The sequence below is a fragment of the Pseudomonas sp. Irchel s3b6 genome, assembly GCF_900187415.1.
Lineage (GTDB): Bacteria > Pseudomonadota > Gammaproteobacteria > Pseudomonadales > Pseudomonadaceae > Aquipseudomonas.
Genome location: NZ_FYDM01000005.1, coordinates 211,360 through 233,053, shown reverse-complemented (window position 1 = coordinate 233,053; position 21,694 = coordinate 211,360). Strand labels below are relative to the sequence as shown.

General features: G+C 58.8%; 18 protein-coding genes and 1 pseudogene. 6 read left to right on the top strand and 13 right to left on the bottom strand.

Annotation, left to right across the window (positions count from 1 at the left end; all coding sequences use genetic code 11):
* Positions 1–6 precede the first annotated feature (6 nt).
* Positions 7–2,538: a sulfite reductase flavoprotein subunit alpha gene (locus CKW07_RS11675; protein ID WP_095145040.1), complete on the bottom strand. Its 2,532-nt coding sequence runs from the start codon at positions 2,536–2,538 to the stop codon at positions 7–9.
* A 209-nt stretch (positions 2,539–2,747) separates the two neighbouring features.
* Positions 2,748–5,081 (bottom strand): TonB-dependent siderophore receptor, encoded by a 2,334-nt coding sequence (locus CKW07_RS11670; RefSeq protein ID WP_095145039.1) that lies wholly within the window; start codon positions 5,079–5,081, stop codon positions 2,748–2,750.
* A gap of 207 nt (positions 5,082–5,288) precedes the next feature.
* Between CKW07_RS11670 and CKW07_RS11665 the strand changes: the two genes are divergently transcribed.
* Positions 5,289–5,969: a Fe2+-dependent dioxygenase gene (locus CKW07_RS11665; protein WP_095145038.1), complete on the top strand. Its 681-nt coding sequence runs from the start codon at positions 5,289–5,291 to the stop codon at positions 5,967–5,969.
* The gene (locus tag CKW07_RS11660; RefSeq protein ID WP_095145037.1) at positions 5,966–6,733 is read left to right on the top strand and encodes a tetratricopeptide repeat protein; all 768 of its coding nucleotides are present in this window, start codon (positions 5,966–5,968) and stop codon (positions 6,731–6,733) included. Before CKW07_RS11665 ends, CKW07_RS11660 begins: the two co-directional genes overlap by 4 nt.
* Before the next feature lie 122 nt (positions 6,734–6,855).
* Here CKW07_RS11660 and CKW07_RS11655 read toward each other — a convergent pair whose 3' ends face one another.
* Entirely contained in the window at positions 6,856–7,869 is a 1,014-nt protein-coding gene (locus tag CKW07_RS11655; RefSeq protein ID WP_095145036.1) for an alpha-xenorhabdolysin family binary toxin subunit B, read from the bottom strand.
* A gap of 61 nt (positions 7,870–7,930) precedes the next feature.
* A complete protein-coding gene (locus CKW07_RS11650) occupies positions 7,931–9,112 on the bottom strand; it encodes an alpha-xenorhabdolysin family binary toxin subunit A (protein ID WP_095145035.1) in 1,182 nt (393 codons plus the stop codon).
* 319 nt (positions 9,113–9,431) lie between these two features.
* Between CKW07_RS11650 and CKW07_RS25455 the strand changes: the two genes are divergently transcribed.
* Both CKW07_RS25455 and CKW07_RS25450 read left to right on the top strand, forming a co-directional pair.
* Positions 9,432–9,668, top strand: a complete 237-nt coding sequence (locus CKW07_RS25455) for a hypothetical protein (protein WP_176465307.1) — start codon at positions 9,432–9,434, stop codon at positions 9,666–9,668.
* Positions 9,667–9,857 (top strand): annotated as a pseudogene (locus CKW07_RS25450) (integrase core domain-containing protein); the annotation flags it as partial. The gene CKW07_RS25455 and the pseudogene CKW07_RS25450, both read left to right, overlap by 2 nt.
* A 49-nt stretch (positions 9,858–9,906) precedes the next feature.
* Here CKW07_RS25450 and CKW07_RS11640 read toward each other — a convergent pair.
* From CKW07_RS11640 to CKW07_RS11620, 5 genes are all read right to left on the bottom strand, one after another.
* Complete coding sequence (locus CKW07_RS11640; protein ID WP_095145034.1) at positions 9,907–11,070, bottom strand: type III PLP-dependent enzyme; 1,164 nt, start codon at positions 11,068–11,070, stop codon at positions 9,907–9,909.
* Positions 11,071–11,541: 471 nt separating this feature from the next.
* Complete coding sequence (locus CKW07_RS11635; protein ID WP_095145033.1) at positions 11,542–12,699, bottom strand: betaine/proline/choline family ABC transporter ATP-binding protein; 1,158 nt, start codon at positions 12,697–12,699, stop codon at positions 11,542–11,544.
* Positions 12,696–13,349, bottom strand: a complete 654-nt coding sequence (locus CKW07_RS11630; RefSeq protein ID WP_095145032.1) for an ABC transporter permease — start codon at positions 13,347–13,349, stop codon at positions 12,696–12,698. Before CKW07_RS11630 ends, CKW07_RS11635 begins: the two co-directional genes overlap by 4 nt.
* Before the next feature lie 15 nt (positions 13,350–13,364).
* Positions 13,365–14,267 (bottom strand): glycine betaine ABC transporter substrate-binding protein, encoded by a 903-nt coding sequence (locus CKW07_RS11625; RefSeq protein WP_095145031.1) that lies wholly within the window; start codon positions 14,265–14,267, stop codon positions 13,365–13,367.
* 20 nt (positions 14,268–14,287) lie between these two features.
* Complete coding sequence (locus CKW07_RS11620) at positions 14,288–15,004, bottom strand: ABC transporter permease (protein WP_095145030.1); 717 nt, start codon at positions 15,002–15,004, stop codon at positions 14,288–14,290.
* Positions 15,005–15,335: 331 nt separating this feature from the next.
* On the opposite strand from CKW07_RS11620, the gene CKW07_RS11615 reads away from it, so the two are divergent.
* Together CKW07_RS11615 and CKW07_RS11610 are read left to right on the top strand one after the other, a co-directional pair.
* Positions 15,336–16,919: a peptide chain release factor 3 gene (locus CKW07_RS11615; RefSeq protein WP_095145029.1), complete on the top strand. Its 1,584-nt coding sequence runs from the start codon at positions 15,336–15,338 to the stop codon at positions 16,917–16,919.
* A gap of 304 nt (positions 16,920–17,223) precedes the next feature.
* A complete protein-coding gene (locus CKW07_RS11610; RefSeq protein WP_095145028.1) occupies positions 17,224–17,472 on the top strand; it encodes a hypothetical protein in 249 nt (82 codons plus the stop codon).
* Positions 17,473–17,749: 277 nt separating this feature from the next.
* On the opposite strand, the gene CKW07_RS11605 is transcribed toward CKW07_RS11610, so the two are convergent.
* Genes CKW07_RS11605 through CKW07_RS11590 form a run of 4 tightly spaced genes read right to left on the bottom strand, consistent with a single transcriptional unit; the run spans position 17,750 to position 21,644 of the window.
* On the bottom strand, positions 17,750–18,733 hold the full coding sequence (locus CKW07_RS11605) for a peptide ABC transporter ATP-binding protein (protein ID WP_095145027.1): 984 nt from the start codon (positions 18,731–18,733) through the stop codon (positions 17,750–17,752).
* Positions 18,733–19,701 (bottom strand): ABC transporter ATP-binding protein, encoded by a 969-nt coding sequence (locus tag CKW07_RS11600; protein ID WP_095145026.1) that lies wholly within the window; start codon positions 19,699–19,701, stop codon positions 18,733–18,735. Before CKW07_RS11600 ends, CKW07_RS11605 begins: the two co-directional genes overlap by 1 nt.
* Positions 19,702–19,711: 10 nt before the next feature.
* A complete protein-coding gene (locus CKW07_RS11595; RefSeq protein WP_095145025.1) occupies positions 19,712–20,623 on the bottom strand; it encodes an ABC transporter permease subunit in 912 nt (303 codons plus the stop codon).
* A gap of 10 nt (positions 20,624–20,633) precedes the next feature.
* Positions 20,634–21,644: an ABC transporter permease subunit gene (locus tag CKW07_RS11590; protein ID WP_095077912.1), complete on the bottom strand. Its 1,011-nt coding sequence runs from the start codon at positions 21,642–21,644 to the stop codon at positions 20,634–20,636.
* Positions 21,645–21,694: the final 50 nt, after the last annotated feature.

Below are 21,694 nucleotides of genomic sequence, written 5' to 3'. Positions count from 1 at the left end.
TGAGTGTCAGTAAACGTCGCGGCGGTAGCGCCCTTGTTCGATCAAGCGTTCGACCGCTTCTGTACCCAGCACGTCGTTGAGCACCTGATCCACCCCACTGGCCATCCCTTGCAGGCTGCCGCAGATGTAGATCGAAGCGCCCTCGGCCAGCCATTTCTTCAACTCGACGGCCTGTTGGCGCAGGCGATCCTGCACGTAGACTTTCTCGGCCTGATCCCGTGAGAACGCAAGGTCCAGGCGTTCCAGGTCACCCTCGATCAACCAGCCTTCCAGCTCATCGCGGCACAGGTAGTCATGGGCGCGATTACGTTCGCCGAACAGCAGCCAGTTGCGGGTCTGGCCCTCGGTAATCCGCGCCTTGAGCAAGCTGCGCAGGCCGGCCAGGCCCGTGCCGTTACCCAGCAGAATCATCGGCACCGGGGAGGCGGGCAGATGAAAGCCACTGTTGCGCCGGACCCGCAGGCTGATCGACGAACCCACGGCGGCGTGCTCGGTCAGCCAGCCAGAGCCGATGCCCAGGCTGCCATCGGCATGACGCTCCTGACGCACGATCAGTTCCAATACCCCGTCGGCGGCAATCGAGGCAATCGAATACTCGCGCATGGCCAGCGGCACCAAGGCATCCACCAGTGCCTGAGCGTGCAGGCCCACCAAGTGAGCGCGATTGCCCGGCAATTGGCGGCTGGTCAACGCTTGTTCCAGGGACTCCGGCAAGCCATCGAGTTGCACCTGGGTGTTGCCGGGGATACCCAGCCCGTCCAGGAAGTGCTCAACCGCCCACGGGCAATTGCGTGGCAGCACTTCCACCAGGTCGCCGGCCAGCCAGCTGCTGGTGTCGGGTGGGGTCAGGCTCAGTAAATAGACTTCGGAGCCTGCGCTGTCGGGGTTCAGCAGGTCACGGGCGCTCAAGGTCCAGTGGGTGTAACCGGGCGCTTTCCAGGTCTCGACCGGTGCTTGTCCGGTCAATTGAGCGAGTTGCTGCTGCCAATGGCTCAGGGCGTAGGGGTCGCCACTGTCGACTTCCACCGGGGCAAACAGCGTGGTGCCGCCATGCTCTGCCAGCCACGCGTGCAAGCGTCTGGCGAAGCCACAGAAGTGCTGATACTGCCGGTCACCCAGGCCAAGGATCGCGTAATTGAGGCTGGCAAGCGTTGCTGCCTGGCCCAGCACTTTACGCTCGAAACCACGGGCACTGTCCGGCGCCTCGCCATCGCCAAAGGTGCTGACGACGAACAACGCATTGCCTGAATCGCGCAAGTCCTGTTCGCTCACGCTGGCCAGGGGCTGCACCTTGACCGGCAGCCCTGCGGCCTGCAATTGGCTGGCGGTCTGCCAGGCCAGTTGTTCGGCAAAACCACTCTGGCTGGCAAACCCGATCAACCATGCTGGTGCATTGCCGGTGGTGGGCGCCAGGTCTTTGCGCGCCTGTTTGACCTGGCGTTTCTTGCGCCGACGGTCCAGGTACAGCAACCAGCCGGTGATGAAGAACAGCGGCATCAGCGCGGCGCCGACCATCAGTACGATCCGCCCGACGATCCCGAAGTAACTGCCGACGTGCAGCGCGTAGATGCTGGTCAGCAGTTGCGCCTTGAAGCTTTTGTCACTGTAGCGATCATGCCGCTGGATGACGCCGGTGGCCGGGTCGAGCCTGATCTGGTTCAGTGCCCGGTCATGGGGTGAATCCTTCAGCAGGTAGAACACCGTCGCCTGTTGGCCGGCCACTGGCGGCATGCGCACGTTATAGGTGCTCAAACCCGGGCCTGCCGTGCTGTAGATGCTGCTCCAGATGGCATTGTAATCAGCCACTGGTGCCGGACCTGCCGGCGGTTTAGCGCCACGCCCCTTGCCTGCGCGCTCGCTCTGCGGCGAGTCGGACAGCAGTTTGTTCAGGCCCTTGTTGTACCACTCATAGGACCAGGACAAGCCGGTCAGGGCGGCCAGCAGGTACACCAGCAAGCACCAGGTGCCGGCGACCGAGTGCAGGTCCCAGTTGAAGCCGCGGCCTTTTTTCTTCCAGTCCAGGGTCAGCCAGGCCCGCCAGCTTTGCCACTGCCGCGGCCAGCGCAGGTACAACCCGGACAGGCAGAAGAAGATCAGGATCAGGGTGCAGGCACCAGTGATTTGCCGGCCGGTGTCGCCCATGGCCAGAAAACGGTGCAGTTTCAGCATCAGGTCGAAGAAGCCCTGGCCGACGGCATCGCCCATGTACTGGCCGGTGTAGGGGTCGAAGTAGCGCATCTGCCCGCGGCGTTCGCCGGGGGGCGGGGTGAAGTACACGCGTGCGGCGTTGCCGCTGTCGGTTTCGACCCAGAGCATCGCGACTTTCTTGCCTTCGATGGCTTCGACGCTGGCCACCAGGTCCACGGGCGGCAGCACACCGGCCGGGCGTTTTTCCACCTGCAGGACCTGTGGGTTGAGGGCCCGCAGGATCTCGTCCTGAAACGACACCGCGGCACCGGTGATGCCCATCAAGGCCAGCACCAGGCCTGCGCTGATGCCGAAGAACCAATGCAACTGGAACAGGGTTTTCTTCAACACGTCGACCGCCTTGCTCGTTCAAATATGTGTTTCACGGCGCGCATTATGCCGTGAGTTGTCGAGAAGCCTTCCTTCTTGCGCACAAAAGCCCCGCTCATCAGGATGAACGGGGCCTTGTGGCTTGTACGGCTAGTTCGTTAGCTCAAATTCGGATGCTGGCGCCGAAGTTGATTAACAGAACTGGCCACACAGGCCACTAACCGCTTCCATTAGAAGTGGAAGTTGGTGCTCAGCAATGCCGTACGGCCCGCCGCCTGGTTGGCGAAGTGGGTCGAGAAGGCTTTGTCGTAGTAGGTTTCGTCGGTCAGGTTCTGCACGTTCAGTTGCAGGTCGATGTTTTTGGTCAGCTTGTAGGCGGCCATGGCATCGTAGCGAACGTAGGAATCAACCATGGTGGTGTTGGCCACGCTGCCGAACACGTCATCGACGTAGAACGCGCCGCCACCGACCGTCAGCTTCGGCGTGACCTGGTAGGTCGACCAGACGCTGGCACTGTTTTTAGGCGTGTTTGGCAGCTCGTTGCCATCGGTCACGCTCATCGGGCCGCCATCGACTTGCTCGCTGTCCATGTAGGCATAGCCGGCGAACACTTGCCATTTGTCGGTGAGCTTGCCGGTGGCCGACAGCTCGAGACCTTGGACGCGGGTGGTACCGGCGTTTTCATAGGTGGTGGAATCGACCTGGACGCGGGCGTTGTCTTTCTCGGTGCGGAAGATATCGGCAGTCAGCGACAGGCGATCATTCAGCAAGTCCCACTTGGTCCCGATCTCGTAGTTCTTGGTGGTTTCCGGCTCCATGTCGCTGTTGAGCAGGTTGCCGGCACGGTCGGTGGTACCCGGCAACGAGTTGCCTTCCATGCCCTCGCCGACGAAGTTGCCCGGTGGGGTGGCGGAAGTGGCATACGAGGCGTAGATGCTGCCGTTTTCGGCCGGCTTGTAGATGACGCCGAATTGACCGGTGATGAACTCGCTGGTGTCCTCGCCTTTGGCAGCGTTGCCTTTGGTCACGAGCGTCGCGCCAGAAGCGTCATAGGTACGGTACTTGGTGTTGAAGTGGTCGTAACGCAGGCCCATGTTCACCAGCCATTGCTGCGACAGTTCCAGGGTGTCGAACGCGTAGATGGCGCGGGTATTGGCTTTTGTGTCTGTCCCGGCGTAGTTGCGCGAAATCGCACCGTTCCATGGGTCGCTCGGCGTCGGATTGGACAGCGAGGTGCAGTTGTAGCCGCTTGGCGCGCCGATCATCGATGGGGTGCAATTGCTGTTGGCACTGCCGCCCGGCACGGTGTCGGTGTTGACGTTGTACGAGGACTTCTCGCTTTCTTCGCGGCTGAACTCGATGCCGGTGGAGAAGCTGTTCTTGAAGCCTGCGATGTAGATGTCACCAAACAGGTCGGTCTGGTTAGTGGTGGTGTCGGTGTTGCTGACCCGGGTGTTGGCGCGGCGCCACACGGTGCCGTTGTTCACGTTGCCCTTGCTGTCGTCCGGCTGGGTCAGGATGTAGTCCTGCATGCTGCTGCCGTGGCGCAGGGTGTTCTTGACTGTCAGCGCGTCGCTCAGGTCGTGCTCGATGGCGAAGGTCGCGGTATCGGTACGGGTCTTGCGGAAGTCGCGATCGGTCAGGCCGTAGAAGTTGCTGCTGTCGCCGCCAGCGTAGGGCTTGTCCGGGTTGCTCTTGGTGCGGTCAGCGGTTTTGCCTGACGCCGGCACGGTATACGGGATACCCGAATCCGGCGTGTCGTTGCTTTCCAGGTGGTAGTAGTCAAGGTTGACGCGAGTGTCGGTGCCCAGGCCGAAGGCCAGGGATGGCGCGACGCCCCAACGGTCGTAGTCGACGCTGTCACGGCCGGCGACGTTGCTTTCGTGGCTCATCAGGTTCAGGCGGCCGGCAGCGGTATCGTTGAACTGGTAGTTGCCGTCCATGGTGTAGCGTTGGGTCTGGTCGGAGCCCCAGGTGAAGCCGCCGTCGAGCGAGTCGCCCAGGTGGGCTTTCTTGCTCACCAGGTTGATGCTGCCACCCGCCGCGCCACGACCGCCGATGGCGGAGTTCGGGCCCTTGCTGACTTCGATGGATTCAACGGCAAAGATTTCACGGCTTTGCGAACCGGTGTCGCGCACGCCGTCCAGGTACGTATCGCCTTGGGCGTCGAAACCACGGATGAAGGGACGGTCGCCCTGCGGGTTACCGCCTTCACCGGCACCGAAGGTGATACCCGGCACGGTACGCAGCGCATCCTGCATGTTCAGGGCGCCCGTGTCCTTGAGGACTTGTTGCGGGATCACGGTCACCGAACGCGGGGTATCGATCAACGGCGCGGTGTACTTGGGCGAAGAGGCTTTTTCTACCTGGTAGGACGTCGATTCCTGGGCCTCACCGGTCACGCTGGTGGCATCCAGAGCAATCGCATTGCTCGGTGCTTTCTCGTCAGTCTTCTCGGCCGCGAAAACCATCTGGCTTGCGGAGCTGGCGGTGATCGCCATGCCAATGGCAGAAGCGAGCAAACGCGGTGAGCTAACGGGTGATTGTAGTGGTTGGCGTGACATGGTGAATTCCCCTCCCCAAGGATTTGAGGCGGCGGAATATAGGGTAAATACGTATTTGTATCAATTGAGATACATTGCTATTTGCATTGAATTTACATTCTTTACAATTTGTCCTTACGGTTTTTACAGTCTCGTTCGTCATGGCGATTTTACATAGTCAATAAGAATCAATACCATTACGATCCCTTCGCTTTCAGGTACCGCCCCATGCTGCTGCATATTCCCGGCTTGTTCTCCCGTGAAGAGGTGCAGCGCATTCGCGAGGCTCTGGAGCAGGCTGATTGGGCCGACGGCAAGATCACCGCCGGCTATCAATCGGCCAAGGCCAAGCACAACCTGCAATTGCCTGAAGGCCATCCACTGGCCAAGGAAATCGGCGCCGCCATGCTGGAGCGGCTGTGGAAGAACCCGCGCTTCATGTCCGCGGCGTTACCGCACAAGGTCTTCCCGCCGCTGATCAATTGCTACACCGAAGGTGGCAGCTTCGACTTTCATATCGACAACGCCGTGCGCCAGCCCAAGGGCAGCATCGAGCGGGTGCGCACCGATCTGTCGTCCACGCTGTTTTTCAGCGACCCCGACGAGTACGACGGTGGCGAACTGGAAATCCAGGACACCTTCGGTACCCAACGGGTGAAGTTGCCGGCCGGCGATCTGGTGCTCTACCCGGGGACCAGCCTGCATAAGGTCAATGCCGTCACCCGTGGTGCGCGTTATGCGTCGTTTTTCTGGACCCAGAGCCTGGTGCGCGAAGACAGCCAGCGTGCCTTGCTGTTCGAGATGGACGAAGCGATCCAGCAACTGACCCGGGACATGCCCGATCACCCGTCGCTGATTCGCCTTACCGGCACCTATCACAACCTGCTGCGTCGCTGGGTCGAGGTATGAGTTATCAACTGCGCCGCGAGGAAGTCCTCGACGGTGATCGGCTCAAAGCCATGCTCAAGGAAAGCCCTGCGCGGGCGGCCCAGGCGATACTGATCTCAGCCCGGGAAGGCGAACTCGAGGCCCAGGCCTTGCTCGGGCAGATCCTGCTGGACGGGCAGGGCATCGCCCAGGATCAACCGCTGGCACTGCGTTGGTTCGACATTGCCGCCCGACAAGGGCACCTGATGGCGCGCAACATGTTTGGCCGTTGCCATGAACATGGCTGGGGTTGTGCTGCCGATGCTTCGGTTGCAGCGCGGCACTACCGGATCGCAGCGGAGGGCGGGCTGGATTGGGCGATGTACAACTACGCCAACCTGCTGGCCACCGGACGCGGCGTGGTTGAGGATCAGTTGCAAGCATTGAGTCTCTATCGCCGCGCAGCCGAACGGGGTCATGCGAAGTCGATGAACCTGCTGGGCCGTTACCTTGAAGACGGCCAGTACTGCCCGGCCGATCCTGCTGCTGCCCTTCAGTGGTATCAGCGTTCTGCCGAGGGCGGAGATTTTCGCGGGCAATTCAGCTATGCGGCTGTTCTGGCGAACGCGGGGAAAGTCGAGGAGGCCTTAGTGTGGCTCCATAAGGTATTGGCGGCAGGGAATTTGAACTTCTTGCGAGTCAGTAGCCAGGCACTGTTGCATGCTCCCCATCCCGATTTCCGGGCACTGGCGCAGCGCTATCAACAGCGCGTCGTTCAATTGCAAAAACAGGCGCTTGCGGTCTAGGCAGAGAAGTGTGGGACTGAGTGTCAAGGGGCCGCGATGGCCACCAAGGCGAGGGAAAAAGCACGGAGTACTTTCCCCCTCGCCTTAATCTGTGTGTTCCACCGAGCTGGATGGCGCCCGGTTTAGCTGCGCCACTCCTTGCGAAGGTTATCCAAATGCTTGATGAAGACGTTTGACTGTTCGATGAACTGTTTAACGACAGACTTCAGTTCGTCGGAAGCGTCATGCCTGGTAAGCTCCAAAAATTTATTAATGGATTCGGCGATGATGCTCATTTCACGTGTGTAATCTTCTCTCGGAGTTTTTATTGCCTGAAATTCAGTTAATTGTTTTTTTCGGTCTTGAAGGGTTTCTATGTTTTTGTCAATGAGAGACGAGCTCTTGCGGCGGTCATCTAGCTGCGTTTGTATCTGACGTCTGGCCTCAATCAGATTGTCATACTTGATAGCGTCGCTGATCAACCCCAGGACTTTACCTGCTGCGGCAATGCCTGCCTTGACGAGTTCAAGTTGAGGGGCTGATAGATTAAGTGCGGACAGTTTTTCGGTCGTGAGAAAAAGCTCCTTGATCAGCGTGAAGGTGTCCGTTGCTTCAATGACTTTGATCGCTTCGTTCAGTTCTGTTTCATTTTTTACCAGTTTCTCAATGGCGAGTTTTTCTTCGGCGAGGCGCGGAGTGATATTGTTGATTGAAACATCCAGTTCATTGATCCGATATTGGTTGTCACTGAGTGTGGTTGCTTTCAAATTCGCCAGGTTGTTGTTCAGTCCTGTCGCGAATTTCAATGTTTCGGATGTGCCGGCCTCAATCAGTAACTTTATTTCGCCGTAGTAACTATCAATGGCCTCCTGCTGTTCTGGTGTGGGCGTTTCGTGCTGTAGTTTTTCAATGACGGTATGAAATCGCTGAATTTCACTGGTTTGTAGTGCGGCGGGTACCTGGGTGATGGCTTTCAGTGTCTGTTCGTCGGTGGAATTGATTTCCATCTGTAGCGCGTTCAACTCTTCCCCTAGGACGGGTAAATAAATAGTGCTCAAGGTGCGAATTTTATAATTGAGTTCCTCCCTGCTTTTCTGAATTTTATTCAGGTCGGGTGCAGGGTATTGGAATGAAGTGCTGAGAGTATGGAGGGTCATGGTTGTCTTGCCTTTAAATGTGTAGGTGGTGGTAAATGTGTTTGAGTATCGTTCGGTAATGTCAGGAGCTACTCGTGGCATTGTTAAAGGCAGTCAATAAATCGCCCGCCTGTTTTTTTATCGCCGACCAGTTTTCCATCATCGAGGTTAACCTGGAAACAAAAGAAACCAGGTACATGGCATTGGTAACGCCATCCAGTCTTTTGCTGGAAGAATCGACATACGTCTGTATTAACTCCCAGAGGCTTTCGAGGTTCGATGAGCTGCCAGCGGCGCCTTCCACTCTGACTTGCAGGTCCTGGAGACTGGTTTCGAACGCAAGCAACGAGGCAAGGATCTCGTGGGTCGTTGCAATTTTCGATTCGATGTCGCGTCGTTCGTCTGTGAGCTGGCCAAGTTCATGTCGGGCCTGCTGGGCCTTGTCACCATAAATCGTAGAAGTGACGATAAAACCGACTACACCTCCGAACAGTCCCCACCATTTGCTCTCGGAATATTTCTCGACTTCCGCATTTTTTTCGTTGATTCGTTGGTTGAGGATGTCGAGTCTTTCGTTAAGCTCTTTTATTTCTTTGTTGACGTTTCGGCTATTGATAAGCGCTATTTTCAAACCCAGTGCTGGCTTCAGGGTGTTGGTAATTGTGCGCTTGAATTCTGTTGTTTTGACTTTAGTGGTTTGTGTGCTTTGGCTGTGTTCGGTGATGACTGTTTTTAGCTCGCTGACCAACTCCAATAAGGCCGGGATTTTTTGTTTCTCCTCCCCGGTTAATTGTATTTCTGGAAGCTTGTCGATTTCCTCTGGGGTCAAATTTCCGATTTTCCCGATGCCGCTGATGTAGCTTGGCAGTGTTTTCAGGTAGTTGATGATGGAATTGCTGCTGGAAGTAAAGTTGTCAGCAAAGACGTAAAGATCCGAGCCGACCGTTTTCATGCTGGACTCAAGTGCAGACCAGGTCTCAGCGTGATTTTTCATGGCTTTATACAGAACCTGCATATCGGCTGATTTAAGTCCGGCGATATCCAGTTGGTCGTACTTATGTATCTGTTCTATTTCATTTATGTCGGTAGGCAGTGCCAGTCCGGCACTGACGTAGCGTTTGATTTTTTTAATGTCGTCGTTTGTGATCAGTAACCCTTGTTCGCGCTCGACACCTGCGAGGGTGCCGGAAACTGCACTCATGAAATCAGAAGTGAGTGAATTAATTTCTTTGGCGGTGATGTTTAGGTCTTGAGTGGCTAACATGAAAATCCCTTTTATGTTTTAGCGTTGTTGTGATGCGCTCTTTCTGTTAGGGAAAAGTAATGGTGATTATAATAAAGGTTAAGCGAATAATGTTTTCAGAATGTGTCGGGCGGGAGGTGTTGCTGATTGTCAGGCCGGTTTATCAGGTGGCTGTATTTGATGTGTGGTCAATAAGTGTGTGGGGTTGTTGTTTTTGAAATGCTAATAAACATGGGCGAGGTGGAAATAAAACAACCTGTGAATATTTACTGGGTTTTTTGTATTGCTGTCCCGCCATGAATAAGGTGTATCCCTTATGACCTGTTCTCAGGAGGACACAATGGATTCAGGTAAAAGGCGCAGTAGCGGGATTACACGCTGTGTTTTTAAACTGTCGCTCGTCGCACAGGTCGTAAAAGGCGAGTTGAGTTATAAAGAGACTCAGTTTTTCGAAGCAGTCGTCAATATTTTTATAAACGGCTACGGTATTTCCGTCGTAAAAAACGACTCGGCAAGTCCTCTCGCAAGGGCAAATCGAAGACCTGAGCATCACCAGGGCTTGCCTGTTACTTGTTGACGGCTATCAGAACGCTATGGCCGAGAGGGTAAACGGGATTCTGAAGAGGGAACTCTTGCTGCACCGATCCAAAGGATCTGGCGCAAGCGAAGCAAAGGGTGGATGAGTCGGTGATGATCTATAAACGGAGAGCGACCGCATTTGTCCCTGAAATACAAAACGCCCGATGCGGTGCATCGGGCGTTTTGAGGCTGAAATAGGTGTAAACCTATTTCAGGACTGGATATACGCGCGGGACTTAAACGTAGAACGACTTCAGAGGCGGGAAGCCATTGAACTCAACCGCGCTGTAGCTGGTGGTGTAGGCGCCGGTGGACAACCAGTACAAACGATCACCGATCGCCAGGTTCAGCGGCAGGCCGTACTTGTAGTTCTCGTACATGATGTCGGCGCTGTCGCAGGTAGGACCGGCGATGACCACTTCTTCCATCTCGCCTTTCTTCTCGGTCCAGATCGGGAACTTGATGGCTTCGTCCATGGTTTCGATCAGGCCGGAGAACTTGCCTACATCCGTGTACACCCAACGCTCTACCGCGGTACGGGATTTACGCGCGACCAGCACCACTTCGCTGACCAGGATGCCGGCGTTGGCGATCAGCGAGCGGCCTGGCTCCAGGATGATTTCCGGCAGGTCGTCACCGAAGTCTTCCTTGAGGAAGCGGATGATTTCCTCTGCGTAGGTTTCCAGGCTGTTGGTGCGGGTGATGTAGTTGGCCGGGAAGCCACCGCCCATGTTGATCAGCTTCAGGTGGATGCCGTCTTCTTCTTTCAGGCGTTCGAAGATCACTTTGACCTTGGCGATCGCGGCGTCCCATACGCTGATGTCACGCTGCTGCGAGCCCACGTGGAACGACACGCCGTAGGGCACCAGGCCCAGGTCGCGAGCGAGGATCAGCAGGTCCATGGCCATGTCGGTCTGGCAGCCGAACTTGCGCGAAAGAGGCCAGTCTGCGGTGGTCGAACCTTCGGTGAGGATGCGCACATAGACTTTCGAGCCTGGTGCGGCCTTGGCGATGTTGCGCAGGTCGGCTTCGGAGTCGGTGGAGTACAGACGCACGCCCTTCTCATAGAAGTAGCGAATGTCCTTGGATTTCTTGATGGTGTTGCCGTAGCTGATCCGGTCGGCGCTGACGCCACGGTCGAGTACTTTGTCCAGCTCATAGATCGAGGCGATGTCGAAGCTAGAGCCTTTCTCCTTGAGCAGGTCGATGATCTCGACGGCCGGGTTGGCCTTGACCGCGTAGTAGACCTTGGCGAATTCGAAACCGGCACGCAGGTCGTCATAGGCCTGGCTGATCATCGCAGTATCGATCACCACGAACGGGGTTTCTTGCTTGTCGGCGAACGCCTTCATTTTTTGAAAGGTTTCGCGCGCGAAATAGTCTTCGACCTGGATCGACATACTTGGGAGCTCCTACTGGCAAACGTTAGTAATCAATGGGTGCAAATGAACGTCCTCCGTATCCCCACTTTGGTTCGCCTACTTCCCAAGGCATGTCGCCGAAAGCAAAAAGGCCACGGGAGGCGGTGCAGCCCTTGGCCTTGCTGTCTCGTCGTCAGTACTTGAGCCGGATGGATCGTTTCCAGCATGGACGTTCGGCGCGAACTTTAGGGCGTGAGGGGCTTGAGATCAACAAAAAATGTCGCGTTTTTGCACGCTTCCGTCGTGCGGTCCCGGACAGCTACTGATGTAACCGACCTGCGTGACAGTGTGATGTTCCCGTTAAAGGGCTATTTAAGGTGATTCAGGAGTGGGTAGGAGCGAGCTTGCTCGCGATGGTGGTTAACGATAACGCGTGCTGTCTGAATAAACGCGGCGTTTTCAAGTCCATCGCGAGCTCTCGAGCGTCGACCGGCTGCTCCACAGTTTCAATCAGGCCAGCGCAGCCTCGGCTGGCGAGACGATGCTGGTCTTGCCACCCCGGGAACGTCCGGAGCTCAGGTAGGCGGCAATCGACTCCTGTGTCACTTCCCCCAGGAACACCCGCTCGGCATCCATCACCGGCAGCCACGAGCGGTTGAACTCGTACATGCGCGACAGCAGGATGCGCAAGTGTTCGTCATAGGCTGCGGTGGCGTTGAATTCGCGCAGGTATTGCCCGCAGTTGCCGCTCTGACGGTGCAGGTCGCGGCGGCGCACGTAACCCAGGGCCTTGTTGTCGGCGCAGGTGACGACGACATAACGCCGGTCGTGCTCGTCCATCAACTCCAGTGCCTCGGCCACCGGGGTGTCCGGGCTGACGGAGGGCGCGTTGTCCGCCGCGTCTTCGGCTTTCACCAGGAGCAGGCGCTTGAGGGTGCTGTCCTGACCGACGAAGTTGCTGACGAATTCATCGGTAGGGTGGGCCAGCAGGGTGTCAGGATGGTCGATCTGCAACAGCTTGCCGGCGCGGAAGATGGCGATCTTGTCGCCGAGCTTGATGGCCTCGTCGATGTCGTGGCTGACCATGATCACGGTCTTGTTCAGCGCCCGCTGCATCTCGAAGAACTCGTTCTGGATCATCTCGCGGTTGATCGGATCGACCGCACCGAACGGCTCGTCCATCAGCAGCAACGGGGCATCGGCGGCCAGGGCGCGGATCACGCCGATCCGTTGTTGCTGGCCCCCGGACAACTCACGCGGGTAGCGATGCAGGTAGTGCTTGGGTTCGAGCTTGATCATGCTCATCAACTCGCGAGCGCGGTCGTGGCATTTCTGCTTGTCCCAGCCCAGCAGGCGCGGCACCACCACAATGTTTTCCTCGATGGTCATGTTGGGGAACAGGCCGATCTGCTGGATCACATAACCGATGTTGCGACGCAGGGTGACTGCGTCGAGGTCGGTGGTGTCTTCGCCGTTGATCAGGATCTTGCCCGAGGTCGGCTTGATCAGGCGGTTGATCATCTTCAGCGTGGTGCTCTTGCCGCAGCCCGACGGCCCGAGGAATACGCAAATCTCGCCTTCGTTGACGGTCAGGCTCACCGAGTCCACGGCCTTTACGTCTTTGCCGTTGCTTTGAAAGGTCTTGGTCAGGTTTTGAAGTTCGATCATTTAAGCAGTCCTTTTGGAGTCAGCGAGCGTTGCAGCCACTGCAGAAGCAGGTCGGCGAAGATGGCCAGCAAGCTGACCAGCACCGCGCCGACGATCAGCATCGACATGTCGCTGCGGCTGATGGAAGCGAGAATGAGCACACCCAGGCCACCGGCACCGATGGTGGCGGCGATGGTCATCACCCCGATGTTCATGACCACGGCGGTGCGCACGCCAGCGAGGATCACCGGCACCGCAATCGGCAACTCGACCATGCGCAAGCGCTGGCCGAAGGTCATGCCGATGCCGCGTGCGGCTTCGCGAATGCCGGGTTCCACACTGGTCAGTGCCAGGTAGGTGTTACGCATGATCGGCAGCAGGGAGTACAGGAACACCGCGGTAATCGCCGGCATCGGTCCCAGGCCCTGGCCGAATGTCGAGTACACCGGCAGCAGCAAGCCGAACAGGGCAATCGACGGAATGGTCAGCAGCACCGTGGCGCTGGCTTGCAGGGGGCCGGCGAGTGACGGGAAGCGCGTCATCAGAATACCCAGTGGCACGCCGACCAGGATCGCCAGGGTGACGGCAATCCCGACCAGGGTGATGTGTTGCCAGGTCAAGTGCAGGACGAGCGGCCAGTCCAGGTGGGAAAAGGCGTTGAAAAACTCCATGGCTTTTCCTCCGGTTCAATTAACAGAAAGCAGTGGGTGCTGGCGCAGGAAATCAGCGGCCACGGCCGACGGGCTTTCATGGTTGACGTCGACCCGGGCGTTGAGCTGGCGCATGGTTTCGTCGTCGAACAGATCGGCCAGCGGTTTGAGCTGCGCGGCCAGTTGCGGGTGGGTGTCGAGGTAGGCCTGGCGTACCACGGGGGCGGCGGTGTAGTCGGGGAAGTAGTGTTTGTCGTCTGCCAGCAACTTGAGTTTGAAGGCGTTGAGGCGGCCGTCCGTGGTGTAGACCAACCCGGCAAACACCTGGCCATTGCGCAGCGCGGTGTAGACCAGGCCGGCATCCATCTGGCGGATGTTGCGCCGGGTCAGGTCCATGTCGTAGCGCTTGAGCATGCCGGCCAGGCCGTCGGAACGGTTGGCAAACTCGGTGTCCAGCGCCACCAGCGGTTGGTCGTTGGCCGCATTGCGCAACGCGGTGTCGAGCTCACTGATCGTATTGATCTGCGGGTAGCGGGCGGCGACGTTTTCCGGCAACGCCAAGGCGTAGGTGTTGCTGAATTTCGACGGTGAAAGCCAGGTCAGGCCCTTCTTCGCGTCCAGCTCAGTGACCCGTGCCAGTGACTGCTGGCTGTCGAGTTTTTCCGTGACATGGTTGTAGGACACCAGTGACACACCGGTGTATTCCCAGACCAGATCCAGTTGTCCGGTTTCCTGGGCGCTGCGGGCCAGGTTGCTGCCCAGGCCGCCAGTAACCTGAGCGTCATAGCCCTGGGTGCGCAAGTATTGAGCGGTGATTTCGGCCAGTAGGGTTTGTTCGGTGAATACGCGCGCGCCAATGCGAATCAGCGGTTTTTCCGCGGCGTGGGCAATTCCTGCGCACAGCAGGACGCAGCCTAGTAAAAAGCGAATGGTTTTCATGAGTCTTCCTTTACCGGGGCTTAAGACGGGCGGAGGCCGCGTTCCAGCCAGAGGCGGCTGGCCAGGGTCACCAGGCCGTCGAGCAACAAGGCCAGCAGGGCGGTGCAGGCTGCGCCGAGGATCAGTTGCGGCTGATTGTTCAAGGCAATGCCGGGAAAAATCAGGCTGCCCAGGCTGTTGGCGCCGATCAGGAATGCCAGCGGTGCGGTGCCGACGTTGATCGCCAGGGCTACGCGCACGCCACCGATGATGATCGGTATGGCATTGGGTAGCTCGACCCGCCACAGCACCTGGCGTGGGGTCATGCCGATACCGACGGCGGCTTCCTTGAGTGAACCCTGAACGTTTTTCAGGCCTTCGTAGGTGTTGCGCACGATGGGCAGCAGGGAGGCGAGGAACAGGGCGAAGATTGCAGGGCCGCTGCCGATGCCGAGGATCCCCAGGGCGATGGCCAGTACAGCAAGAGGCGGGACGGTGTTGCCGATGTTGAAGAGTTGCATGAAGCGTTCGGCACGTCCGATCAGGGTCGGGCGGCTGAGCAGGATACCGGCGGGGATGCCCACGACAAGGGCGGCCAGCATGGAAGCGAGGACGAGAATCAGGTGAGCTTGCAGGTAAAACAACAAATCGTCGCGGTACAGTTCGATCGTGTTGATGCCGATCCAGTGAATCAGCAGGGCCAGAAGCGCGATGACAACCGCACCTCCTGTCAGCCCTTTGCCATAGCGGATAGCCACAGGCGGACTCCTATTTTTTTAGTCGGCGCACGCTTTCCCGTGTGGCATGCCATACCTGGCTGCCGGGAGGAGCGTTCGCGAAAAGCAGCTCTATCGATGCCGGCAAATGCGGCGTGAAATCGAGCCATGAGCACAGCCTCGTCAGGCTGACTTGCAGGTATTTCAGCCCCTGACGATGGGTCGTAACAGGGGAGTGGACGCCTCCACGGCCTCAAAGGTTCCCATCTCAGGCAGCATTTGGCCACCCCTAATGTGCTCAACGGTTCGGTTCTGGGATCAACTTGGGCTATAATCGCCGCCCTTTTTTGAATCACCTGCCAGGCGATTTCCCATGACCAAACAGGCCGCCGAAGTCGCGAAACGCCGCACTTTCGCCATTATTTCCCACCCCGATGCGGGTAAAACCACCATCACCGAGAAGCTCTTGCTGATGGGCAAGGCGATTGCGGTTGCCGGCACGGTGAAATCTCGCAAATCCGACCGCCATGCCACCTCCGACTGGATGGAAATGGAAAAGCAGCGGGGTATCTCCATTACCACGTCGGTCATGCAGTTCCCGTATCGCGATCACATGATCAACCTGCTCGACACCCCGGGCCACGAAGACTTCTCCGAAGACACCTACCGCACCCTGACGGCGGTCGACTCGGCACTGATGGTCCTCGATGGCGGTAAGGGTGTAGAGCCACGGACCATTGCCCTGATGGACGTCTGCCGTCTGCGCGATACGCCGATTGTCAGCTTCATCAACAAACTCGACCGTGACATTCGCGACCCGATCGAACTGCTCGACGAAATCGAAGCAGTCCTGAAGATCAAGGCCGCGCCGATCACCTGGCCGATCGGTTGCTACCGTGACTTCAAGGGTGTCTACCACCTCGCCGACGACTACATCATCGTCTACACCGCCGGCCACGGCCACGAGCGGACCGAGGTGAAGATCATCGAGAAGCTCGACTCCGATGAAGCCCGCGCCCACCTGGGCGATGAGTACGAACGCTTCATCGAGCAGCTGGAACTGGTGCAGGGCGCCTGCCACGAGTTCAACCAGCAGGAGTTCATGGACGGCCAGCTGACGCCGGTGTTCTTCGGTACCGCACTGGGTAACTTTGGGGTCGATCACGTGCTCGACGCCGTGGTCAACTGGGCACCGAAGCCATTGGCCCGGGTTGCCAACGAGCGCACCGTGGAACCGGTGGAAGAGAAGTTCACCGGCTTCGTGTTCAAGATCCAGGCGAACATGGACCCCAAGCACCGCGACCGTATCGCCTTCATGCGTATCTGCTCCGGCAAGTACGAAAAAGGCATGAAGATGCGCCACGTGCGTACGGGCAAGGACGTGCGGATCGGCGATGCGCTGACCTTCTTCTCGTCCGAGCGTGAGCAACTGGAAGAAGCTTTTGCCGGCGACATCATCGGCCTGCACAACCACGGCACCATCCAGATCGGCGACACCTTCAGCGAAGGCGAAACCCTGGGCTTCACCGGCATCCCGCACTTCGCCCCGGAACTGTTCCGTCGCGTACGCCTGAAGGACCCGCTGAAATCCAAGCAACTGCGCCAGGGCTTGCAGCAGCTGGCCGAAGAGGGCGCCACCCAGGTGTTCTTCCCGGAACGCAGCAACGACATCATCCTCGGCGCCGTCGGTGTGCTGCAGTTCGATGTGGTCGCCAGCCGCCTTAAAGAGGAATACAAGGTTGAGTGCGCCTACGAGCCGATCACCGTGTGGTCCGCGCGCTGGATCGATTGCAGCGATAAGAAGAAGCTCGAAGAGTTCAGCATCAAGGCGGTGGAAAACCTCGCCCTGGATGGCGGCGGTCACCTGACCTACCTGGCCCCGACCCGGGTCAACCTGGCGCTGATGGAAGAGCGCTGGCCAGATGTGAAGTTCCGCGCGACCCGTGAGCATCATTAAGCGCTGACACGTCACATCCCAAGCCCCGCCGCGAAAGCCGCGGGGTTTTTTATGGGCTGCCGAAAATCCTATGGGCTGCCGAAAATCCACGGTGGGAGCGTCGCCCGACTCTCTTTCACAGGAGCCCTTATCAAGTCTGAAATAACCATTCGCTATGGCGGTTATGCAAAACCAGTCTGTTGATCAATGGTATTTCCGCCCATTCATTAGCGTCCTATCTGGAGAACCGACTCAATCGGAACTAGATTTCACTCAGCGCCAGACGGGCACTCCTGCTTCACACAAAAAAAGGATGGAATCGACGATGAGCAAGTTTCTACGCATGGTGTTGCTATTGAAGGTGCTGGTGATCTGGTCCCTGGGGACCTCGATGGCGTGGGCCGAGTGCCCGGATCATGGTGAGCAGGTGTCGAGTGGGCATGGGGCACAGGGTGAGCTGATGCTCGCCAAGTCCGAATCCGAGCCTGGTGACCAGGATCAGGGTGGCAGCAAGGGGGATGACGACTCGACCACTGAAGAGCCGGACACCGATGAAGGTGATAGCCAGACGTAGATCGCGGGCAAAAGAAAACCCCTCCCGGCGGACTGATGCGCAGTCCTGGAGGAGGGGTTTGGTTAACGCGGTTCAGGAAGCGCCCCGATAGGGTAATGCCGATCAGTTAAGGAGATGAGGTCGAATGTGTAGGAGCGAGCGGGCTCGCGATGAACTCAAGAACAACGCGTTCAATCAGAAAACACGCGTTATCGTTAACGTCCATCGCGAGCCTGCTCGCTCCTACAAAGGTCTGCGTTCACCTAACTGACTGGCATTGCCCCGATAGGGCGCTTGTTCATGCCCGGCTTATTACGATGAATTGCTCGGCGTAATGGCAGGCCACCTGACGGTTGTCGAGCGGGCGCAAGGCCGGCTCTTCTTTGCTGCAACGTTCGGTCGCGTACGGGCAGCGCTTGTGGAAAGCGCAGCCGGACGGCGGGTTCAGCGGGTTGGGCAGTTCGCCGACGATCTTGATCTTCGGCTTGTTCGGATCCGGGTGGATGGTGGGTGTCGCCGACAGCAGGGCCTGGGTGTACGGGTGCAGCGGACGGGTGTAGATGTCTTCCTTCGGGCCCATTTCCACCGGCCGGCCGAGGTACATCACCATCACGTGATCGGCGACGTGACGCACCACGGCCAGGTTGTGGGAGATGAACACGTAGGCGGTGTTGAACTCTTGCTGCAGGTCCATGAACAGGTTCAGCACCTGGGCCTGGATCGACACGTCCAGCGCCGAGGTCGGTTCGTCCGCCACCAGCACCTTGGGTTGCAGCATCATGGCGCGGGCCAGGGCGATCCGCTGGCGCTGGCCGCCGGAGAACATGTGCGGATAACGCTGGTAGTGCTCGGGACGCAAGCCGACCTGCTTCATCATCGCCTGGACTTTTTCGCGACGTTCGCTGGCCGAGAGGTTGGTGTTGATCAACAACGGCTCGGCCAGTTGGTCGCCGATCTTCTGCCGTGGGTTGAGTGACGCGTAAGGGCTCTGGAACACCATCTGCACGTCTTTGCGCAGTTGCTTGCGCTGGGCCTTGTTGGCGCCGGCCACTTCCTGCCCGGCGATTTGCAAGGAGCCGGAGGACGGCTCTTCGATCAGCGTCAGGGCACGGGCCAGGGTGGATTTGCCGCAACCGGATTCGCCCACGACGGCCAGGGTCTTGCCGGCTTCCAGCTCGAACGATACGCCGTTCAGTGCGCGAACCGTCGCATGGCCTTTGAACAGGCCGCGGGAAACTTCGTAGTGACGGGTCAGGTCACGGGCGGTGAGAACGACGGCCATTACGCCACCTCCTGATTCAAAGGATAGAAGCAGCGGGCGAGGCTGTTGCTTTTCGGGTCCAGGGTTGGACGTTGTTGACGGCAGTTGTCCTGCACGTAGGGGCAGCGTGGCGACAGCAGGCAGCCCTGCGGACGGTCATAGCGGCCAGGAACGATACCCGGCAGCGTGGCCAGGCGGGAAGAGCCCAGGCTGTGTTCGGGAATCGCCTTGAGCAGCGCTTCAGTGTACGGGTGAGCTGGAATGTCGAACAGTTGTGGCACTTGACCGACTTCCACTGCCTGGCCTGCGTACATCACGCACACGCGCTGGGCGGTTTCGGCCACGACCGCGAGGTCGTGGGTGATCAGCACCAGGCCCATGTTCTGCTCTTTTTGCAGGGCCAGCAGCAGGTCCATGATCTGCGCCTGAATGGTCACGTCCAGGGCCGTGGTCGGCTCGTCCGCGATCAACAGCTTGGGTTCGCCGGCAATGGCCATGGCGATTGCCACGCGCTGGCTCATCCCGCCGGAGAGTTGGTGCGGGTAGGCGTCCATACGGCTCGCGGCGCCCGGGATTTCCACTTTTTCCAGCAGTTCGATGGCGCGCTTGCGGGCGGCCTTGCCGGACATTTTCAGGTGCAGGCGCAGCACTTCTTCAATCTGGAAGCCCACGGTGTAGCTCGGGTTCAGCGCGGTCATCGGGTCCTGGAAGACCATCGCCAGGTCTTTGCCGACGATCTGCCGGCGCTGGCGATTGCTCAGCTTGAGCATGTCCTTGCCGTCGAAGCTGAGGGCGTCAGCGGTAACGATGCCGGGATGTTCGATCAGGCCCATCAGCGCCATCATGGTCACGGACTTGCCGGACCCCGACTCGCCCACGATGGCCAGCACTTCGCCCTTGTCCACGGTCAGGTCCAGGCCATCGACCACGGGAACGGCGTTCTTGTCGCCGAAGCGAACGTTGAGATTCTTGATTTCCAACAATGACATGTGAATCCCCTCAGGCGGCGTTCTTGAGTTTCGGGTCCAGCGCATCGCGCAGGCCGTCGCCCATCAGGTTGATTGCCAGCACGCTGAGCAAAATGGTCAAGCCAGGCAGGCTGACGACCCACCAGGCGCGTTCGATGTAGTCGCGAGCCGAAGCCAGCATGGTGCCCCACTCGGGGGTTGGCGGTTGTACGCCGAGGCCGAGGAAGCCCAGTGCGGCGGCATCGAGAATCGCCGAGGAGAAGCTCAGGGTCGCCTGGACGATCAGCGGCGCCATGCAGTTGGGCAGCACGGTGATGAACATCAGGCGTGGCAGGCCGGCACCGGCCAGGCGCGCGGCGGTCACGTAGTCGCGGTTCAGCTCGCCCATCACCGCGGCGCGGGTCAGGCGGACGTAGGACGGCAGGGACACGATGGCGATGGCGATGACGGTGTTGATCAGGCCTGGGCCGAGGATGGCGACGATCGCCACGGCCAGCAGCAAGGAGGGCAGGGCCAGCATGATGTCCATCAGGCGCATGATGGTCGGGCCAAGCATGCGCGGGAAGAACCCGGCGAACAGACCCAGCAGGATCCCTGGAATCAGCGACATGACCACCGATGACAGGCCGATCAGCAGCGACAGGCGCGAGCCCGCGATCAGGCGCGACAACAGGTCGCGACCCAGCTCGTCGGTACCGAGCAGGAACTGCATTTGCCCGCCTTCCAGCCAGGCCGGAGGAGTCAGCAGGAAATCGCGGTATTGCTCGCTCGGGTTATGAGGGGCAACCCAGGGGGCGAAGATCGCGCAGAAGATCACCAGCAGCATGAACATCAGGCCGGCAACGGCGCCCTTGTTCTTGGAGAACGCTTGCCAGAATTCTTTGTACGGGGACGGATAGAGCAGGCTGGTGTCGACTGCTACGGAGGGTGTTGGAGTACTCATTCGTAGGGTCTCAGCGCTGGTGGCGGATGCGTGGGTTTGCGAAGCCATAAAGAATATCCACTACAAAGTTGACCAGAATCACCAGGCAGGCGATTAACAGAATGCCGTTTTGCACCACCGGGTAGTCCCGGGCGCCGATGGCTTCGATCAGCCATTTGCCGATGCCGGGCCAGGAGAAGATGGTTTCGGTCAGTACCGCACCGGCCAGCAATGTGCCGACCTGCAGGCCGACCACGGTCAGTACCGGGATCAGGGCGTTGCGCAGGCCATGCACGAAGACCACGCGTGCCGGCGACAGGCCTTTGGCCCGTGCGGTACGGATGTAGTCTTCACGCAGTACTTCGAGCATCGAGGAGCGGGTCATCCGGGCGATCACCGCCAGCGGGATGGTGCCCAGCACGATGGCCGGCAGAATCAGGTGGTGCAGGGCATCGAAGAACGCCCCGGTGTCATCGGCCAGCAAGGTGTCGATGAGCATGAAGCCGGTGCGTGGCTCAATGTCGTAAAGCAGGTCGATCCGCCCGGAAACCGGAGTCCAGCCCAGGGACACCGAGAAGAACATGATCAGGATCAGGCCCCACCAGAAGATCGGCATCGAATACCCGGCCAGGGAAATACCCATGACCCCGTGGTCGAACAGCGATCCTCGCTTGAGTGCCGCGATGACGCCCGCCAGGAGCCCCAGGATGCCGGCGAACAGCAGCGCAGCCATGGACAATTCCAGTGTTGCCGGGAACAGTGAGGTGAACTCGCTCCATACACTTTCACGGGTACGCAGGGATTCACCCAGGTCACCCTGGGCCAGCTTACCGATGTAGTCCAGGTACTGGGCATACAGCGGTTTGTTCAGACCAAGGCGTTCCATTGCCTGAGCATGCATTTCGGGATCGACCCGACGTTCGCCCATCATCACTTCCACGGGGTCGCCGGGAATCATGCGAATCAATGCGAATGTCAGCAGGGTGATGCCGAAGAACGTGGGGATCAACAGCCCCAATCGGCGGGCAATAAAACTAAACATCTTCTGGTGTACCTCATCAGCCGGTTCGGCGTTCCCGGCTTCCCTGGGGT

What these genes read in the sequence shown, in the direction of transcription:
- CKW07_RS11650 (WP_095145035.1), bottom strand. Translation starts at nt 9,112, where the DNA reads ATGTTAGCCACTCAAGACCTAAACATCACCGCCAAAGAAATTAATTCA.
- CKW07_RS11655 (WP_095145036.1), bottom strand. Translation starts at nt 7,869, where the DNA reads ATGACCCTCCATACTCTCAGCACTTCATTCCAATACCCTGCACCCGAC.
- CKW07_RS11630 (WP_095145032.1), bottom strand. Translation starts at nt 13,349, where the DNA reads ATGGAGTTTTTCAACGCCTTTTCCCACCTGGACTGGCCGCTCGTCCTG.
- CKW07_RS11670 (WP_095145039.1), bottom strand. Translation starts at nt 5,081, where the DNA reads ATGTCACGCCAACCACTACAATCACCCGTTAGCTCACCGCGTTTGCTC.
- CKW07_RS11610 (WP_095145028.1), top strand. Translation starts at nt 17,224, where the DNA reads ATGAGCAAGTTTCTACGCATGGTGTTGCTATTGAAGGTGCTGGTGATC.
- CKW07_RS25455 (WP_176465307.1), top strand. Translation starts at nt 9,432, where the DNA reads ATGGATTCAGGTAAAAGGCGCAGTAGCGGGATTACACGCTGTGTTTTT.
- CKW07_RS11590 (WP_095077912.1), bottom strand. Translation starts at nt 21,644, where the DNA reads ATGTTTAGTTTTATTGCCCGCCGATTGGGGCTGTTGATCCCCACGTTC.
- CKW07_RS11665 (WP_095145038.1), top strand. Translation starts at nt 5,289, where the DNA reads ATGCTGCTGCATATTCCCGGCTTGTTCTCCCGTGAAGAGGTGCAGCGC.
- CKW07_RS11660 (WP_095145037.1), top strand. Translation starts at nt 5,966, where the DNA reads ATGAGTTATCAACTGCGCCGCGAGGAAGTCCTCGACGGTGATCGGCTC.
- CKW07_RS11635 (WP_095145033.1), bottom strand. Translation starts at nt 12,699, where the DNA reads ATGATCGAACTTCAAAACCTGACCAAGACCTTTCAAAGCAACGGCAAA.
- CKW07_RS11615 (WP_095145029.1), top strand. Translation starts at nt 15,336, where the DNA reads ATGACCAAACAGGCCGCCGAAGTCGCGAAACGCCGCACTTTCGCCATT.
- CKW07_RS11640 (WP_095145034.1), bottom strand. Translation starts at nt 11,070, where the DNA reads ATGTCGATCCAGGTCGAAGACTATTTCGCGCGCGAAACCTTTCAAAAA.
- CKW07_RS11625 (WP_095145031.1), bottom strand. Translation starts at nt 14,267, where the DNA reads ATGAAAACCATTCGCTTTTTACTAGGCTGCGTCCTGCTGTGCGCAGGA.
- CKW07_RS11595 (WP_095145025.1), bottom strand. Translation starts at nt 20,623, where the DNA reads ATGAGTACTCCAACACCCTCCGTAGCAGTCGACACCAGCCTGCTCTAT.
- CKW07_RS11605 (WP_095145027.1), bottom strand. Translation starts at nt 18,733, where the DNA reads ATGGCCGTCGTTCTCACCGCCCGTGACCTGACCCGTCACTACGAAGTT.
- CKW07_RS11600 (WP_095145026.1), bottom strand. Translation starts at nt 19,701, where the DNA reads ATGTCATTGTTGGAAATCAAGAATCTCAACGTTCGCTTCGGCGACAAG.